Raw genomic sequence first — 17,282 nt, forward strand, 5'->3', positions numbered from 1 at the left:
GGGGAGGATGTAAAATGATACAATTTGTGGAAACGGTCAATGCGTGGTGTATGAGGATACTTCGCTTGGTCTATCTGAACCTGCTGTGGACTGGCGGTACACTGCTGGGTCTGGTCCTGTTCGGGATCGGGCCGGCAACCATCGCTATGATGAGTGTGCTACGGCAGTGGATTCGCGGGAATGAAGAGGTTCCTGTATTCACTTCCTTCGTGAAGTATTACAAGGAAAGCTTCAAGGAAGGCTCTATACTCGGTCTGATCTATACGGTTGTCGGCTATGTGCTCTATATCGACTTGGCGAATATTAGTTCATGGTATCTGCGTGTCGTCATTTTTGTGGGGATTTTCCTGTATCTGATTTCACTGCTGTATATTTTCCCGCTGGTAAGTCATTATGACTGGAAGGGAATCTGGCTGAAGGTCAGAATGTCATTGATCATCGGATTCTCTAATTTACAGTATACCCTGGTGCTTATGGTGGGAATTGCCCTGATTTACTTCCTGATTCTTAATCTATTCCCTGGAATTCTTACTTTTGCCGGAGCGAGCCTGATCGGATATCTGGTCATGTGGATGACGCATCAGGTGTTCAGCAGAATGGAACGAAAAGCTGTGGCGAAAGAGGAAGATATAGCTTTGCAAAAATAATAAAGGGGCTGTAAACAAACATGAAGACAATGGTAAAGAAGTGTATGGCATTAATGCTCTGCAGCGGCTTACTATTGACGGCTTGTGCCGGTGGCGCGCAGGAAGGCGCTTCGAGCACGAGTGAAGGGGAAAACGGCAAAACCACGATTACATGGCTTAATATTCTGCACACAGCATCTCCACCTACAGACACGATTGTCGACAAGATTGAAGAGAAGACGAATACGGAAATTCAGTTCTCCTGGATTCCGGATGCCTCCAAGGAGGAACGAATTAATACAGCGCTTGCATCCGACTCGCTAGCTGACATTGTAACGCTAACGATGCTGGATAATTCCTCAGTTCGTAATGCACTCAAGTCAGGGATGTTCTGGGAGGTTAGACCGTATCTCGATGAATTCCCGAACCTAGCAAAAATCTCGGAGGATACGCGTGATTCTGCATCCATCGCTGGCAAGCTGTACGGTGTTCCATTCCAGAAGTCGCTTGCTCGTAACGGGGTAACGATCCGAAAGGATTGGCTCGACAAGCTGGGGCTTGAAGTACCGAAGACTACCGATGAGCTGATGGCTGTGGCCAAAGCGTTTGCAGAGCAAGATCCAGATGGTAACGGTAAAAAGGATACAACGGGATTCGTAGACCGGAATGACCTAATCTATGGTGCCTTTAAGACACTCGGCTCTTACTTCGGAACTCCTAATAACTGGAAAGTTACTGAAGACGGTAAAATGATACCGGAGTTCGATACAGACGAGTATGTGGCTACCATGGATTATATGAGACAATTATATGAGAGCGGTTACATTAACCAAGACTTTGCAGTTACAGCCAAGACGGATCAGCAGCAAAGCTTCGCTCAAGGGAAGGCCGGTATCTATGTAGGTGCCTTGTTCGACAGTAAGAACCTGCTGAACATGGCTAAAGGCATTCAGGATGATATGGAGCTCGTGGTTGTTAACAACATTACAAAAACTGGTAATGATGCAGACCGTGCGATCTGGGCAGCTAACAATGGTATTGGCGGCTTGCTGGCATTCCCGAAATCCCAGGTGAAGGATGAAGCTGAGCTGAAGCGCTTGCTGAAGTTCGTCAACGACCTGCTGGATGAAGAAGTCTACGCGTTAATGACGTACGGCATTGAAGGCGTTCACTATACTGTGGATGCTGAGAAAGCTACTACGATCACGAACAATGAGCTGTGGCAGCAAGAGGTGCAGCCGCTGTCTGCCAGCCGTCCGAAGGAATTTGGTTATGAGATTCACGATGCAGATCCGTTGAAGAAAAAAGCGGATGAACTGATTCTCGACAATGAGAACTACGCTGTGCTGAACCCGGCCTATTCGCTGGATTCCGATACATTTACAACACAGGGCTCTGAGTTGCAAAAAATCATCACGGATGCAACTTACAAATATATTCTTGGCAAGTCTAGTCTGGAGGAGTTCAAGGCATCTGTAGAAAACTGGAAAAAATCCGGTGGTAATGCCATTATCCAAGAGTATGAGGCTGCCTACAAAGCAATTCAGAACTAGTATTTTTGCATAAATACGACTAGCGACTTTCAAGCTCATGCTCAATCCACAATGAATAGGTCAAGGTAGTGTTTTTGATCTATTCATTGTGACCGATAGCGCTATGCTCCGAATGATGCAAAAATGCTGAATGAATCATCACAATACACATGAATTGGAGAATGGAACATGAAAAAGAAGCTTAGTGGTATTACAGCAGCAGTCCTGCTTACCAGCACACTGTTGACAGCTTGTGGAGGTGGCAGCCAAAGTGCAGCCCCTGGTGGAGATTCAAATGCGGCTTACGATCCTAATTCTACGGTGGAATTCACTTGGTTGAACGTACTTCATACGGCTTCCCCACCGACGGATGTCGTGAAGTCCAAGCTTGAGGAATACACCAAATCCAAAATTACATTTAACTGGGTACCTGATGCCTCCAAGGAAGAGCGGATTACAACAGCTCTGGCCTCAGGCCAATTGGCTGATATCGTAACGCTGACCATGATGACGAACTCATCTGTACGTAACTCTCTTAAATCCGGCCTGTTTTGGGACGTAGGTCCGTACCTGGATGAATATGAGAACCTGACGAAGATTCCACAAAATGTACGTGAAGCCGCTTCGATTGATGGCGTGCTGTATGGTGTACCATTCCAGAAGAATCTGGCCCGCGGTGGTCTGGTCATCCGTAAAGATTGGCTGGATAAGCTAGGTCTGGAAGTACCTACAACACTGGATGAGCTGTATAACGTAGCCAAGGCCTTCACCGAGCAGGACCCTGATGGCAACGGCAAAAATGACACTACCGGGTTCGTGGATCGTTCCGACCTTCGTTATAGCAGCTTCAAGACGTTGAGTTCTTACTTCGGTACTCCGAACGGCTGGATGGTAGATGATCAAGGCAAATTCACGCCTGAGTTCGAAACACCAGAATATCTGGAGACACTCAAGTATCAAAGAGATCTGTACACTAACGGATACATGAACAAGGACTTTGCTGTTACAGCGAAGACGGATCAACAACAGCAATTTGCTCAAGGTCGTGCAGGTATTTACACAGGTATGGTAGACATTGCGAACCTTCGTAACCTGTCCCAAGGCTTGCAGGAAGGTATGGAGCTGGTGCCAGTGAACAAGATCTCCAATGGCGATGGACAGTATCATATCTGGTCTGAAGGCAGTGGCGTAGGCGGCTTGCTGGCGTTCCCTAAATCCGAGGTGAAATCCGAGGAAGAGCTGAAACGCCTGCTGAAATTTGTAAACGATTTGATTGATGAAGAAGCATTTATGTATATGACTGGCGGTATTAAGGGAGAGCACTACGAGATTGATGAAAATGGCACTTACAAAATTATCGACAAGGATAAGTGGCAGGCGGATGTACAGCCATTCTCCAGCTCCAGACCAAGTGAAGTAACGTATACGCTGAAGGATGCCAACCCTGAGAAGGCGCTTTCCAATGAACTTATTGAGGAGAACTCTAATTACGCTGTTCTGGACCCTACGGTTCCACTGGATTCTCCGACCGCCAACGATAGAGGTACAGAGCTCGAAAAAATTATTACGGATGCTTCCTTCAAATTTATTATGGGCGAGCTGGATGAAGCTGGCTTCAAGGCAGCGGTAGAGAATTGGAAGAATGCTGGTGGTAACCAGATTAAAACGGAATACGAAGAAGCCTATGCAAAGACTAAATAAAACACAGCGGATATAACCGACTGTGACAGGAGGGATCAGGAGTGGAGCAGAAGCAATACTGGGCTGAGAAGACAGCTAAATCATTCATGGAACGAATGCCGAATATTTATGATGATCGAGGCCACAATCGCAAGTGGTCCTACGATTATGGTGTTGTACTAAAGGGCTTCGAGCTGCTGTGGAAGCAGACGGGAAATGAAGAATACCTGCGTTACATTCAGGATCAACTGGACTATTTTGTACAAGAGGATGGAAGCATCCGCGGTTATGGTATGGATGAATACAACATTGATCATATCAATAACGGCAAGCTTCTGTTTCTCCTGTATAAGGAGACTGGACATGAGAAGTACAAGAAAGCTGCTGCGCTTCTGCGCGAGCAATTGAAGACTCATCCCCGTACTTCGGAGGGGGCATTCTGGCACAAGAAAATCTATCCTTATCAAATCTGGCTGGATGGCTTATATATGGCATCACCGTTCTACCTGGAATATTTGCTGACCTTCGAGAATGGTGAGGGCATGGACGATGTCACCACCCAGTTCATTCTGTGTGAGAAGCATACGAAGGATGCCGAGACAGGCCTCCTGTACCACGCATGGGATGAGAAACGTGTGCAGCCTTGGTGTAATCCTGAGACGGGGCTATCTCTGAACTTCTGGGGACGTTCCATGGGCTGGTTCGTGATGGCGCTTGTAGATGTGCTTGCACTGTTGCCGGAGGAACACAAGGATTACAAAGAGCTCGTTCGTATTCTTAATGATACATTGACTGCGCTCAAGGCTCATCAGGACCCTGCAACAGGTGTCTGGTATCAGGTGGTGAACATGCCGGAGCGGAAAGGGAATTATCTTGAGGCTTCTGCTTCCAGCATGATTGCTTATGCACTGGCTAAAGGAATCCGTCTGGGCGTGCTTGATTCCTCATGGGAAGCGACACTTACGAAAGCATTCAACGGCATTATCACTGAATTCGTGCTGGAGACCAAAGAAGGCTGGGTGAACCTGAACAAGAATTGTGCGGTGGCTGGACTTGGTGGTGCGGATCAACGTGATGGTACCTTTGCTTACTATATTAGTGAACCGATTGTAACGAATGACCAGAAGGGCTTTGGAGCATTCCTCCAGGCTTGTGGAGAATATGAATGGCTGCAGCGCCAAGGCTTGAGAACAGGAGAGGAACAAAATGCCAGTGTATAATATTTCGGATTATGGAGTTACCCAAGACGGAGTCGCAACAGCTGCCATTGCAGCTGCGATTGATGCGGCCAGTAAGGCTGGTGGCGGTACAGTAGTCGTGCCTGCTGGTACGTTCAAGACAGGAGCAATCTGGCTCAAGAGCAATATTGAGCTGCATCTAAGCCCGGGAGCTGTGTTGTCCTTCAGTACAGACCCTGAGGATTTTCCAATGGTAGAATCCCGGTGGGAAGGAGTGCGCCGCGAGGTGCATTCTCCCTGCATTTTCGGTAAGGATCTGGAGAACGTCTCTATTACAGGTAGCGGAACGATTGAAGGCAATGGACAGCCTTGGTGGGATACCTTCCGTAACCGGAGAGAGGAACTGAAGGCGCCAAGACCGACCATGATCGGTTTTTACAATTGCAAGAAAGTTACGCTTCGGGACATTTCCCTGCAGAACTCCCCGAGCTGGACGATTAATCCGATCTTGAGCTACAACGTGACGGTGGATAACGTATCCATCCTCAATCCGGCGGATTCACCAAACACAGATGGTATTAATCCGGAATCCTGTACTAATGTTCGAATCAGTAATTGCAATATCGATGTTGGCGATGACTGTATTGCGATCAAAGCAGGTACAGAGGATACGGCCGAACGGGTACCGTGTGAGAACATCACGATTACGAACTGCACTATGGTGCATGGTCATGGAGCCGTTGTGCTCGGCAGTGAGATGAGCGGCGATATCCGCAATGTAACGATTAGCAATTGTGTCTTCAAGCAGACGGATCGAGGCGTTCGTCTGAAGTCCAGACGTGGACGCGGTGGTACCATTGAGGATATCCGTATTAGCAATATCGTCATGGAGGACGTCATTTGTCCGTTCATCCTGAATCTGTATTATTTCTGCGGACCACGTGGTAAGGACAAATACGTATGGGATAAGAATCCTTATCCGATTACCGATGAGACACCTTGCTTCCGTCGCATTCATTTTGCCGATATTACAGCTCGCAACGTCCATGCTGCTGCTGGCTTCTTGTATGGCTTGGCAGAGCGTTATATCTCGGAGATCACCTTCTCCAATATCGATATCTCGATGGCGAAGAATGCAATCCCGGGCAAGCCTGCAATGATGACTGGCATTGAGGATATGAACAACCGGGGCTTCTATCTTGGGAATGTAAAAGATATTCGCTTCCAGCAGGTAACGATTGAAAATCATGAAGGACCTGCCTTCTACATTGAGAACGGTGAGAAGGTAGAGCTATTGAATTGTGAATCCAGAAATACTGCGAAGCCGGAGCAATTGGTCGAGCAGGTAGAGGTTACAGCAGGAACATAAAAGGGGGGAGCGCAATGATGGAGGATCAGCTGAGGCTGTTGTTGGGCGATCTGCCCGCGGAGCGTCCGATCCATGCGACCACCCTGAAGGTTGAAGAACATGAGGGATTTCGTCTGGAATCCCTCTTGCTCGACCTTAATGGGCTGGAGCCTGTGCCTGCTTATGTGGCTGTACCGCTGCAGGGTAAAGGGCCATTTCCGCTCGTGGTGTTCAACCACTCCCACGGTGGCAATTACACAAACGGTCGTAAAGAATTTATCAAGAGTAGCGCTTATTTGCAGGAGCCATCCTTTGCCCAGACCCTAACGAGTATGGGCTATGCGGCATGCTGCATCGATATGTGGGGCTTCAATGAGCGTAGTGGTAAGGCTGAGAGTGAAATTGTGAAGGAGATGCTCTGGAAGGGACAGGTCATGTGGGGCATGATGCTGTATGACAATCAACGCCTGGTGGATTATATGTCCAGTCGAGAGGATATTGATGCCTCCCGGATTGGAACCATCGGTATGTCCATGGGTGGCTTGATGGCTTGGTGGCTTGCAGCGCTTGATGAGCGGATCAAGGTCACCGTAGATCTGTGTGCTCAAGTGGATGCCGAGACATTGCTTGCCAAGCGTGGACTGGACCATCATGGCTTTTATTCCTATGTTCCAGGTCTCTTGAAGCATTTCACAACGCTTGATATCCAGAAAAGGATTGTCCCTAGAGTTCGGATGAGTCTCGTCGGTATCCATGACCGACTCTGTCCCCCGGAGGGAGTACAGTTGTTGGCGGAAGGATTGCATGTAGCTTATCAGGATGCAGGCTACCCAGAGCACTGGCAGCCCATCCACACCGGCGGAGGGCATATGGAGACATTGGAAATGCGAGTAGCCTGGCAGGAGTTTCTTGCCAGACATCTATAAACTACAGAAAAGTCTGTTCGCCCAGCTAGCTGCCGCACAAGTCAGCTAATTAGGCAAGCATGGATGTTTTCTAGTGAACACAGTACGGTTCAGACTCATTGAATCTCCAGGTGAACAAGGTTAACTTGTTCACCTGACTGTATTTTAGAAATGCATCTAAGAAATGGCACTCGACAGAATGTGGGTGCAGCATAAGCGCATATTTAATCATCGAAGTTGCTTATATTACTAGGCTTGAACAGATATCTGCCAGGGAAGGAACGACCTCATTATGATCGTTGGTAAGCATACATTTTGTGATTATTCATCTATTCAGGAAGCGATTGATGCATTGGAGCAGCGTCCCTCCGATCAATGGGAGAAGCTGTACATTATGGCAGGCCTATATGAAGAGGAAGTGCGCATTTATCGTTCTCGCCTACATATCATTGGGCTGGGAGAAGTAGAAATTCGCATGAATCGATACGCTCGTGAGCTGGATGAGACTGGAGCCGAGATCGGCACATTTGCTACAGCTACCCTATTTCTCGGAGGAAGTGATCTGATAATTGAGAATCTGATCATATCCAATACAGCAGGACAAGGCGAAGCGGTTGGGCAAGCCGTTGCAGTAACGGCTCACTCGGATCGCACCATCTTCCGTAACTGCTCGTTGAAAGCCCATCAGGATACGCTGTTCACTGGGCCGCTCCCACCGCGTCCCAAGGAACGCACCGTCTTTGGTGGAATTGAACTGAAGGAGTTCCATCAGCAATATAGACAGCTCTATCAGAACTGCTACATTGAGGGTACTGTTGATTTTATTTTCGGTGGAGCGACAGCCTATTTTGAGCATTGTGAAATCCGTAGCCTGAGGCATGATCGTAATCATGCAGGTTTTGTAACCGCCGCATCGACACCGCAGGGACAGGAGCATGGCTATGTCTTTAATCAGTGCTATCTGACGGGTGAGGCTGATATGACTCCAGTATTTCTAGGCAGGCCTTGGCGTGAGTACGCCAAGACGATATTCGTGGATTGCTTGCTGGATAGCCATATTGACCCGAGAGGCTGGGACAACTGGGATAATCCGGCGAACGAAGAGACTACTGTCTATGGTGAATACGGCAGCAAAGGCCCGGGTAGCAATAGTGACGCCCGTGTCGGCTGGGCGGCTTGTGAAGAGCTAAGTGAGAACCAGGCAAGCACCTTCCGCAAGGAAGATATTTTCGACGAACATTTCTGGAAGCAGAGAGGGGAATAGCGGCATGATGGCACGGAGATGGGAACTGGGAATAGGATGGTTCGGCGCCATCGTAGCATTGGTATTCATGGGGGGGTTCTCGGTGGTCATAGGACAGATGTCGCTTGAGACCTTCGAGACGTCACTGTACCCCATGCTGCGTGAAAATAATACAGCAGTTACTTTGGAGGACAGCTATGAGGCCTTGCGGACACTAGGTGCGTGGTTCGGCACGACCGTCACCTTTGTCCTGATTCTGGTTGTCTTCGCAAGCTATAGCCTTGGACGCAAGGGACGGTATGTAATTGCAGCCGTATTGTATGGTCTGGCTGGCTTGTTGATACTGCTCGGCACGCAAATGTTGGGCTTTCCGGTAGCCTTCCTCTTCTTCGTATCCGCCATCCTGTGCATCTGGCGTGGCAGACAACAGGCTCAGAACCTATGAAAAGGAGATTGTATACACGATGACACATCTGATCCAAAACCCGATTCTAAGAGGCTTTAACCCAGATCCCAGCATTCTGCGTGTAGAGGATACCTACTATATCGCTGTATCCAGCTTCGAGTGGTTGCCTGGCATACGCGTGTACTCCTCGCAGAATCTGGCTGATTGGGAGCACTGCACCGATATTTTGACCGATCAGGTAGACCTGCGCGGCAACGCGAAGAACTGTAGCATCTGGGCTCCACAGCTCAGCTATAGTGACGGATTGTTCTATCTCCTCTATACCGATGTGAAGAGCACCAAACGACCGTTCAAGGATGATCATAATTTCCTGATTACAGCTCCGTCGATTACCGGACCATGGTCTGAGCCTATCTACCTGAATAGCAGCGGCTTTGACCCGTCCTTGTACCATGATGAGGATGGCCGCAAGTGGCTGCTGAATGCCTTGTGGGATTACCGGATTACGGAGGGGAACAAGTCGAGTGGTATTGTCATGCAGGAATATGATGCAGCCGCCAAACGATTGATTGGCAAGCCGATAAAGCTGTTCGATTGCACGCCGCTCAAGAAGACAGAAGCCCCACATATTTACAAGCTGAATGGCTATTATTATCTGATTACTGCTGAAGGTGGAACTGGAATTGGGCATTCCGTTACGGTTGCGCGCTCCAAGGAATTGACAGGTCCGTATGAGGTAGATCCGCTCAATCCGATGCTGACCTCCAGTGACCGACTGGATTGGCCGTTGCAATGCGCTGGTCATGGCAGTCTTGTACAGACACCTGGTGGTGAGTGGTATATGGCACACTTGTGTACTCGCCCAGTAGAAGGTAAGTATGCTATTTTGGGGCGTGAGACCGCGCTTCAGCAGGTATATTGGGATGCTGACGGCTGGCTGCGCCTGACTGCAGGTGGACATACTCCACAGCTTGGAGTTCCTGCACCACAAGGGGTGGAGGTGAAGCTAAGAGAGGATGGACATCGCTTCGAGGACCACTTCGACGGTCCGCAGCTTCATAAGAACTGGAACACTGCCAGAATTCTACCTGATGAGAGCTGGTGCTCCCTCAAGGCACGTCCTGGCTACCTTCGTGTCGTATCTGGCGAATCTCTGCAAAGTTTGTTCCGTCACCATCTGCTGGCAATCCGTCAGACGGACATGGAATTCCGGGCTGAGACAGCAGTAGATTATAAGCCGGATAGTTACCTACAGATGGCTGGGTTACTGTTATACCTCAATGATGATAATTATCTTTATGCCTACATTACACATGACGAGCAGCATGGACGTGTGTTGCGCAAGCTGAAGTGTGAAGCAGATACGTTCTCCCTTGTACCGGAGATGATTCCGCTGGATGCGGATAGTACAGTTGAACTGGCTGTAGAGGTCCACGACACGGTTGGACAATTCTATTTTAAGCTGAGTGAAGAGGAAGGCTGGAAGCCACTGTTCGGAGAGGAGAATATCAGTTTCTTGTCAGGAGGCTTCACAGGAAATTTCGTCGGGATTGCAGTGCATGATATGCAGCAATTCAACGGTAGCTACGCAGACTTCTCGCATTTTAGCTATGTTGGATCATAGTTGAGTAGTCGTTGAGTAGTTGATATAGAATGAAACTCTTATCCTTTTAAAAGCGCGAAAAGAGACCTCTCTTTGGGGCAATGGTAGTGTTAGCTACCACTCCAAAGGAGAGGTTTCTTTGTATCTCCATTACTGGTTTGTTGATGCATTCAGTCGCTAATATTCATCCCGATCACGAGGATTTAAGGATGATGGAGTATGATCAGGTTTGGTATGGCCGAATTCCTCCGATAGCTCGTGCAGGGACTTGATTTTACCATGGGGATGAATAGCCTCTTTTTGCTGCTTCCAACGGTTCTCCCGTCGACTCTTGGAACTGCTCATAATCAGCCTCCTTTTCTGCTGATAGTATGGAGCACCGCGAAGATGATTATACACTTGATACGTGAACAGATATAACAAAAGAAAAGCCCGCAAGGAATGCGGACTTTCATGACATATCAATGAGGTATATCAGACGATTATTCGTTAATGAAGGCTAACTCTGGCGATCATAGGAGGCTAGCTTTGAAGAATGATCTCCGCTAGCTGATTTTTTTCCGCGTCCGACAGTAACTTCTCCGCCATAGGGAATAATATCGTCTCTTCCTTCATGAAATGCGACACCAAAATCTGTCGTGCGGCTATGGCATGGGAAGCAATTTTCATTGCAGCCTCAGCAGCGAGAGGAGCACCCAGCTCATCGAGTGTATCCGTGGCGGCCAAGAACAGGGCGAGCTGTTCCTTAGCTTGGTTATGCTCATACTCCATGACGGCAATGGGACCATTGTCGCGGCCGATATATGTAGCCATCATAGGAAAGAGGAACCCTTCCTCCACTTCCGAATGACGGTGCAAACGCTCTGAGAAATCTTTAATTTGCACACGAAGGCGCTTCATGGGCTCATGCCAATTCTGTATTTGATCATCTTCGCCGACAAGTGCCGCTGCTGCTGAGAATTCATCCATTTGTGCACTTAGCGGCTGATGCTCCAGCTTCAGCTGGGCCAACGGAGGACAGAGCTCCACAGGCTCTCCGTTCAATAGACTGCTTGGACAAAATTGGCCATTCGGTTGCATAGTCATTCACTCCTAGGATTAGTTTTGCAAGCTTATTTTGTATATTTGAAGCCACGACTTCTTCCGTCACCGAAGTAATTAATGTTATGGACTCTTGAGATGAGTAATCCGCCATCTGCTGTCACATAGTCCTCTTCCAGGCAACGTCCCTTAATTCTGGCGATCAGATTCGTAATTCCTCCGAATTCGTCTCTTTCAATAACCTCTGTCAGACTGCACTCAATCGAGATGGGACATTCCTGAATAAGTGGGGCATGAACTACGGTCGATGCAGCAGGTGTCAATTGTACAAAGTCGAACTTGTGGAAGTCATGTCCAGAATGGGCACCGCAGTAATCCACCTCATTCTGTAAGGATTGGTCAGGCACATTTACAACAAAATCACGAACTTCTTTTATCTGCTGCACGGCATATCCCTTACTATTGAAGCCAAGCACCATCATATCCTTCAGTGTATAGGAGGAGGAGATGGGGGTTACGTTCGGTACACCATTTTGGTCATAGAAGCTTATGAGTACTGCAGGAAATCCGTAATACATCTTTTCAAAATTAACACGCACCTTGCTCATCGTTATTCCTCCATTACATTATTTATTCAGATTCAATGGTCTGACTGGCGTCCCCACCAGGTGGGATCATAGGATAGACATTCATTTCTTCAGTAATATCGAACTCTAATACTGCAACTCCACGCCTCGACAGGGCCTGATCAATAATTCGCTCTGCATCTGCATAAGAGCTGGCTCGATAGCCGGATGCACCGTATGATTGAGCCAATTCAATAAAATTCGGTGACGAGATCTTAACGGACGAATAACGCTTGTCGTGAAATAGCTGCTGCCATTGTCTAACCATCCCGAGATATCCATTCTTCAAAATGACGATGGTCAGATTGAGGTCGTAATCTACTGCAGTTATAAGCTCCTGTACATTCATCTGGATACTTCCGTCACCGCTGATACAGACAACCTGCTGCTCCGGACATGCCATAGCTGCCCCAATAGCTGCAGGTAGTCCATAACCCATAGTACCAAGACCACCAGAGGTTAAGAAGGAGCGCGGACGGAAAAATGGATAATGGTGTGCCGTCCAGATCTGGTGCTGGCCTACATCCGTGGCTACAATGGCTCGTCCTTCGGTCTTGGCATGAATGAGCTGAATGACCTCTTGCGGCTGTAGCACTCCTTCGCTTGGCTTGGGGAGAGAGGGAATTCTCTTGGAAAAGGTGTGAGTATGCTCGTTCCATTCCTTCCAGGAGCCCGCAAGCTTGCTCTTCAGTAGCTCTCTAAGTACTGCATCAACAGAGCTATGAACAGCCAGATCCACCTGAACGTTCTTATTCAGCTCGGTCATGTCAATATCGACCTGAATTTTGTAGGAATGAGGTGAGAAGGCTTTGGGATTGCCAGATACCCTGTCGCTGAAGCGTACACCCAGACATAGCAAAACATCCGCCTGTTGAATTGCCTTGTTTGCAGCGACGGTGCCGTGCATGCCGACCATGCCCAAATGTAAAGGATGGTTCGTTGGGAATGCGCCCAGACCCATCATGGTGGAGGTAACAGGAATGTGTGCTTGCTCAATAAGGGAGATCAGTAGTTCGGAGGCTGCTTCAGACATACATCCTCCTCCGATGAGCAGGGCAGGACGGGAGGCATGGGTCAGCTTGTTGACGATGGTACGGACGTCCTTAGCAGTAATGATGGGATCGGACTTGTAGCCTCTTAACAAGGCAATGGATGAAAGGTCTTCTAATTCATAGTTGCCTGGTGCTTGGGCTTGCATGATATTCTTGGGCAAATCAATTAATACCGGACCCGGGCGTCCTGTAGTGGCAATATGAAAAGCGCTCTGTATAATTCTTGGCAGGTCCTGTATATCCATAACCATGAAATTATGCTTGGTGATGGACATAGTCATGCCGTAGATGTCGACCTCCTGAAAGCTGTCCAGACCAATTAGCTGGGAAGCAACCTGGCCTGTCAGAATCACCATGGGCACGGAATCCATATAAGCTGTTGCTATGCCAGTGATTGCATTGGTCGCTCCGGGTCCGCTGGTGACAAGTGCGACACCTGGCTGTCCCGTAACTCGTGCATAACCATCGGCGGCATGTACCGCAGCTTGCTCATGTCGGACCAGCACATGCTGAATGGATGGACTCTCATACAAAGCATCGTATACTGGGAGCACCGCGCCCCCAGGGTATCCGAAGATAGTTGTTATTCCTTGTTCGATTAGTAGCTCAATGAGCAGTTCTGCTCCAGTCACAGTAGCACCCCCTATTATGTAATAGAGTAGCGCAACCAAAAATAAACAAAGTGATTCCAGTCACTTCTTGCTAAAAACAGCCTGCCTTGGGTAATGATGCGAATGGGGAGGAGAGGCACCGTACTGTAAAATAACTAGGGAAATAATGCTTGCTTTCTTGCTGAAGACAGCGTATAATCTAATTTATCGGGTTTGAGAAAACTTGATTATATGCGGTCGTGGCGGAATTGGCAGACGCGCACGGTTCAGGTCCGTGTGGGCTAACCCCCCGTGGAGGTTCGAGTCCTCTCGACCGCATCAACTTAACAATGAACGAGCTCTTGAGTTTCCTTTCGTGGAGATTCAGGAGCTTTTTTCATATTCGGAATTTGCAATGTATTGCTCATCACTTGAGCTGAAGAAAGCTTTGAGCTGTACTCAAGATGAACAAAATGTTGGCGGTCGTGGAATAATGGCTATACCCCAACCACGCCTGAATTTCCTTTAAACTTACACCGTTAGCAAGCAGTAAACTAGCACAACTGTGCCGAAGATCGTGAAACCGAATCCGCCGTAAATTGTACTTTTTCAGAAAGGATGGTTTGGCAAGCATTCTGGAAGGAAAAATTGTTCGCTCGTACTCTTTCATACCAGGCATTGATTTGTCAGGTTGCGTAGTCGCCTCTACTGACTCTAGATTTCAAGTGGGACAACAGGGTTTTGGTCACCGGTAAATAGCAGCAAGCCGCTGTTGATTCTGTAGGCGGTCATATGCTCTCAGCCATTCTGAGCAAAATCATGTATTGAGGTTTCGTTGCTGTTAGTGGCTTGACCGGAGGAACAGAAGTGCCGACAACCGTTATGTCGTTTATCTTGCGTAGACCGTTTGGCCTAGCCGCTTATGTGTTTACAGAGAATATAAATGAAGCAGTTTACATTTCTGAAGCATTAGAATATGGGATCATTAGTTTAAATGATGGTTCTCCGTCCGCAGTCCAGGCACCATTTGGCGGTTTTAAAGAAAGCGGTTTGGAACTGTTGAGGAAATGGGACATGCAGCTGCATTTCTTGCCTCCAAGGAGGCTGGCTTCATTACAGGACAAACAATTATTATCGACGGAGGACAGAGCTTGCCTGAATCTTCTCTTGGAGGTTTTTAGGAGGTTCGAGTCCTCTCGGCCGCATTGATCTTAACAATGAAGAAGCTCTTGAATTCTCCCATGTGAATTCAGGAGCTTTTTGCGCATTGGGAGCATGCAATGTGGCTTAGAACATGCAATGCGGCACTCATTTCACATTACATTAAGGTTATATCAAATCGGGATTAAGAATGTCTTGTTACACTGCAACGTGAACATAATGAGAGAAAGAGGAGAGATGTTAGATGAGCATGTGGCGAGCGTTGCGTGTCAAGACGGCTGCTGCTTTGGGAATCATATTGCTGGCCAGCACAATGGGAGGGGGGAATGCGCTGCAAGGCGCGTCTGTCGCCTCCTTGGAGCCGGGGCCGCAAGACCCGGAAGAAGTAGGCAGGTTTCTGGATGAGTTTTTTGCCCGACCGGAAATAAAAGATAATATGGCCGGGGCCGTGGTTATTGTAGCCAAAGGCGATGAATTGCTGGCGAAGAAAGGGTATGGTTATGCAGATATCGAGCGGAAGCTGCCGATAGATCCTGACCGGACGGTATTTCGGATCGCTTCGATCTCGAAGGTCGTGACCGCTACAGCGGTGATGCAACTGGCGGAGCAGGGGAAGATTGATCTGAACGCGGAGCTGTCCGCCTACTTGGGAGGAGTTCGAATCCCGAACAAGACGGATGCTCCGCTGACGATGAGACATTTGCTGATGAACAGCACTGGATTCGAGCACGGGGACACATCCGAGTTAATGACTCAGGATTTGCAGCGGGAACTTCCCTTGAAGACCTTTGTTCAGGAGCATGTGCCTACGGTAATCCGAGAGCCAGGGCGGTACTATCGCTACGACAACTTGGGCTTCACGATTCAGGGATATGCGGTCGAGCAAGTGTCGGGCGAGCCGTTCGACACATACGTGCGTGATCATATTTTTAAGCCTCTTGGTATGACGAGCAGTGATTTCCGGCTAACCCCGCAGCTGACGGAGCGCTTGGCCGTTCCCTACAACGTGGAAGGCGAGCCCATTGCAGCCTACACAACCGTTCCGACCGTGCTTCCATCCGGAGGTATGCTGTCTACCGGCTCGGATATGGCCCGCTTCATGATGGCCCATCTGAACGGCGGTAAGCTGGGAGATGCGCGGATTATGCAAGAAGCTACCGCTGCGGAACTGCATAAGCCCCAACTCGCCATCCATGCGAAGCTGTCGAATATGGCGTATGGCTTCGAGTACGCCAATCAGCAAATTTATAACGGACGCAACGTCGTGGAGAAAGGCGGAGATATAGACGGCTATCACAGTGATATGTGGCTATTGCCCGACGAGAAGGTCGGCGTGTACGTCAACGTGAACAAGGATTTCGACTTCCGTGGCCCTCTGTTCGAAGCCTTTATGGATCATTATTATCCGGAAAAAGGGGTCCCTGAGACACCGCTTGCGCCTTCGCAACAATCGCTGGCGAAATTTGAGGGCGTCTACGGCGATTTGCGGAACCGGATGTGGACGACCCGTATTCATGCCGAAGATGGACTGCTGATCGCGACTGATCCGCTGGGCAAGCACACACTTCGCGAGATCGAGCCAATGCTGTTCCGTGATGAGAACGGCGTAAAGGCAGCTTTTACGTTAAACGACGATGGTACGGTGCAGGCCTTCTACTACGATCAGAAGTCAGACAGCTGGTCGCTGAGATTACCTGAGCCTCGGCAATATTCGGATGTCGATTCGGATGATCCATATGCCTCTTACATCTATCACCTGCGTCAGCTGGAAGTGATCGGCCAAGAGGGCGGAGAGACGCCGTTTCAACCCGACCAGACGATCTCCAGAGGCGAATTAGTCGGTTGGTTCATCCGCTGGACTGGACTTCCTTCATCCGAGCAAACGCCGGTGTTCACCGACATTGCCGACAGCCCCTACAAGAAGGAAATTCAAGCTGCCTACGAATTCGGGATTATCAAAGGATCGGGAGGCGGCAAGTTCAAGCCGCTGGAGCCGATTTCCAGGGAAGCGGCGGCAATGATCGTGTGGAACATGGCGTCCGCCTATCTCTATGCGTCTCCACTAAAAGCAAATCTTGGCGGAACGACCGATCTGTGGGCGACTGAAGGAGTTCAGTTCGTTGTGGCGAAAGGTTTATACGGGCCGGAAATAGCCAAGGCTAGCGACGGTACGGTCGATTACCGGTCGAAAGAACCTATGCTGCGGAAGGAAGCTGCCGCGCTACTATCGACGTTTGCGGATAATCTATACTAAAATATATTGCGGGCCCCTGTTCGTGATTTATGTAGGA

General features: G+C 48.8%; 15 protein-coding genes, 1 tRNA gene and 3 pseudogenes. 14 read left to right on the top strand and 5 right to left on the bottom strand.

Annotated features, from left to right (window positions below; genetic code table 11):
* The first annotated feature begins 14 nt into the window (after nt 1-14).
* From MKX74_RS07560 to MKX74_RS07600, 9 genes are all read left to right on the top strand, one after another.
* Entirely contained in the window at nt 15-647 is a 633-nt protein-coding gene (locus tag MKX74_RS07560) for a YesL family protein (RefSeq protein ID WP_018886001.1), read from the top strand.
* Nucleotides 648-667: 20 nt separating this feature from the next.
* Entirely contained in the window at nt 668-2,179 is a 1,512-nt protein-coding gene (locus MKX74_RS07565; RefSeq protein ID WP_341177962.1) for an extracellular solute-binding protein, read from the top strand.
* A 168-nt stretch (nt 2,180-2,347) separates the two neighbouring features.
* Entirely contained in the window at nt 2,348-3,859 is a 1,512-nt protein-coding gene (locus MKX74_RS07570; protein ID WP_341177963.1) for an extracellular solute-binding protein, read from the top strand.
* Between the two features lie 41 nt (nt 3,860-3,900).
* Entirely contained in the window at nt 3,901-5,058 is a 1,158-nt protein-coding gene (locus MKX74_RS07575; protein ID WP_341177964.1) for a glycoside hydrolase family 88/105 protein, read from the top strand.
* Entirely contained in the window at nt 5,045-6,385 is a 1,341-nt protein-coding gene (locus MKX74_RS07580; protein WP_341177965.1) for a glycoside hydrolase family 28 protein, read from the top strand. Before MKX74_RS07575 ends, MKX74_RS07580 begins: the two co-directional genes overlap by 14 nt.
* A 14-nt stretch (nt 6,386-6,399) precedes the next feature.
* Nucleotides 6,400-7,290 (top strand): dienelactone hydrolase family protein, encoded by an 891-nt coding sequence (locus MKX74_RS07585; protein WP_341177966.1) that lies wholly within the window; start codon nt 6,400-6,402, stop codon nt 7,288-7,290.
* Between the two features lie 271 nt (nt 7,291-7,561).
* Nucleotides 7,562-8,533: a pectinesterase family protein gene (locus MKX74_RS07590; RefSeq protein WP_341177967.1), complete on the top strand. Its 972-nt coding sequence runs from the start codon at nt 7,562-7,564 to the stop codon at nt 8,531-8,533.
* Nucleotides 8,534-8,537: 4 nt separating this feature from the next.
* Nucleotides 8,538-8,957 carry a hypothetical protein gene (locus MKX74_RS07595; protein ID WP_018885994.1) on the top strand — a complete coding sequence of 140 codons (420 nt, stop codon included), beginning with the start codon at nt 8,538-8,540 and terminating at the stop codon, nt 8,955-8,957.
* Nucleotides 8,958-8,976: 19 nt separating this feature from the next.
* Nucleotides 8,977-10,542: a glycoside hydrolase family 43 protein gene (locus tag MKX74_RS07600; RefSeq protein ID WP_341177968.1), complete on the top strand. Its 1,566-nt coding sequence runs from the start codon at nt 8,977-8,979 to the stop codon at nt 10,540-10,542.
* A 156-nt stretch (nt 10,543-10,698) separates the two neighbouring features.
* On the opposite strand, the gene MKX74_RS28195 is transcribed toward MKX74_RS07600, so the two are convergent.
* From MKX74_RS28195 to ilvB, 4 genes are all read right to left on the bottom strand, one after another.
* Nucleotides 10,699-10,866, bottom strand: a complete 168-nt coding sequence (locus MKX74_RS28195; protein ID WP_018885992.1) for a DUF6254 family protein — start codon at nt 10,864-10,866, stop codon at nt 10,699-10,701.
* A gap of 177 nt (nt 10,867-11,043) precedes the next feature.
* A complete protein-coding gene (locus MKX74_RS07610) occupies nt 11,044-11,601 on the bottom strand; it encodes a hemerythrin domain-containing protein (RefSeq protein WP_341177969.1) in 558 nt (185 codons plus the stop codon).
* Nucleotides 11,602-11,633: 32 nt separating this feature from the next.
* Nucleotides 11,634-12,170, bottom strand: a complete 537-nt coding sequence (locus MKX74_RS07615; RefSeq protein ID WP_341177970.1) for a flavin reductase family protein — start codon at nt 12,168-12,170, stop codon at nt 11,634-11,636.
* 22 nt (nt 12,171-12,192) lie between these two features.
* The gene (gene ilvB / locus MKX74_RS07620) at nt 12,193-13,872 is read right to left on the bottom strand and encodes a biosynthetic-type acetolactate synthase large subunit (protein WP_341177971.1); all 1,680 of its coding nucleotides are present in this window, start codon (nt 13,870-13,872) and stop codon (nt 12,193-12,195) included.
* 212 nt (nt 13,873-14,084) lie between these two features.
* On the opposite strand from ilvB, the gene MKX74_RS07625 reads away from it, so the two are divergent.
* Nucleotides 14,085-14,169, top strand: a tRNA-Leu gene (locus MKX74_RS07625).
* Nucleotides 14,170-14,257: 88 nt separating this feature from the next.
* Here the strand turns inward: MKX74_RS07625 and MKX74_RS07630 are convergent.
* Nucleotides 14,258-14,500, bottom strand: coding sequence for a tyrosine-type recombinase/integrase (locus MKX74_RS07630; RefSeq protein ID WP_445667253.1), 243 nt, complete (start codon nt 14,498-14,500; stop codon nt 14,258-14,260).
* On the opposite strand from MKX74_RS07630, the pseudogene MKX74_RS28200 reads away from it, so the two are divergent.
* The 4 genes and pseudogenes from MKX74_RS28200 to MKX74_RS07645 form a co-directional block, all read left to right on the top strand.
* Nucleotides 14,445-14,567, top strand: a pseudogene (locus MKX74_RS28200) (oxidoreductase); the annotation flags it as partial. The gene MKX74_RS07630 and the pseudogene MKX74_RS28200 sit on opposite strands and share 56 nt — an antisense overlap.
* Before the next feature lie 166 nt (nt 14,568-14,733).
* Nucleotides 14,734-14,883, top strand: a pseudogene (locus MKX74_RS07635) (aldehyde dehydrogenase family protein); the annotation flags it as partial.
* Nucleotides 14,874-15,011, top strand: a pseudogene (locus tag MKX74_RS07640) (SDR family oxidoreductase); the annotation flags it as partial. The pseudogenes MKX74_RS07635 and MKX74_RS07640, both read left to right, overlap by 10 nt.
* 224 nt (nt 15,012-15,235) lie before the next feature.
* Complete coding sequence (locus tag MKX74_RS07645; protein ID WP_341177973.1) at nt 15,236-17,245, top strand: serine hydrolase; 2,010 nt, start codon at nt 15,236-15,238, stop codon at nt 17,243-17,245.
* The last annotated feature ends 37 nt before the right edge of the window (nt 17,246-17,282 follow it).

Origin of the sequence: Paenibacillus sp. FSL K6-1230 (assembly GCF_038002385.1) — a bacterium.
Lineage (GTDB): Bacteria > Bacillota > Bacilli > Paenibacillales > Paenibacillaceae > Paenibacillus > Paenibacillus massiliensis.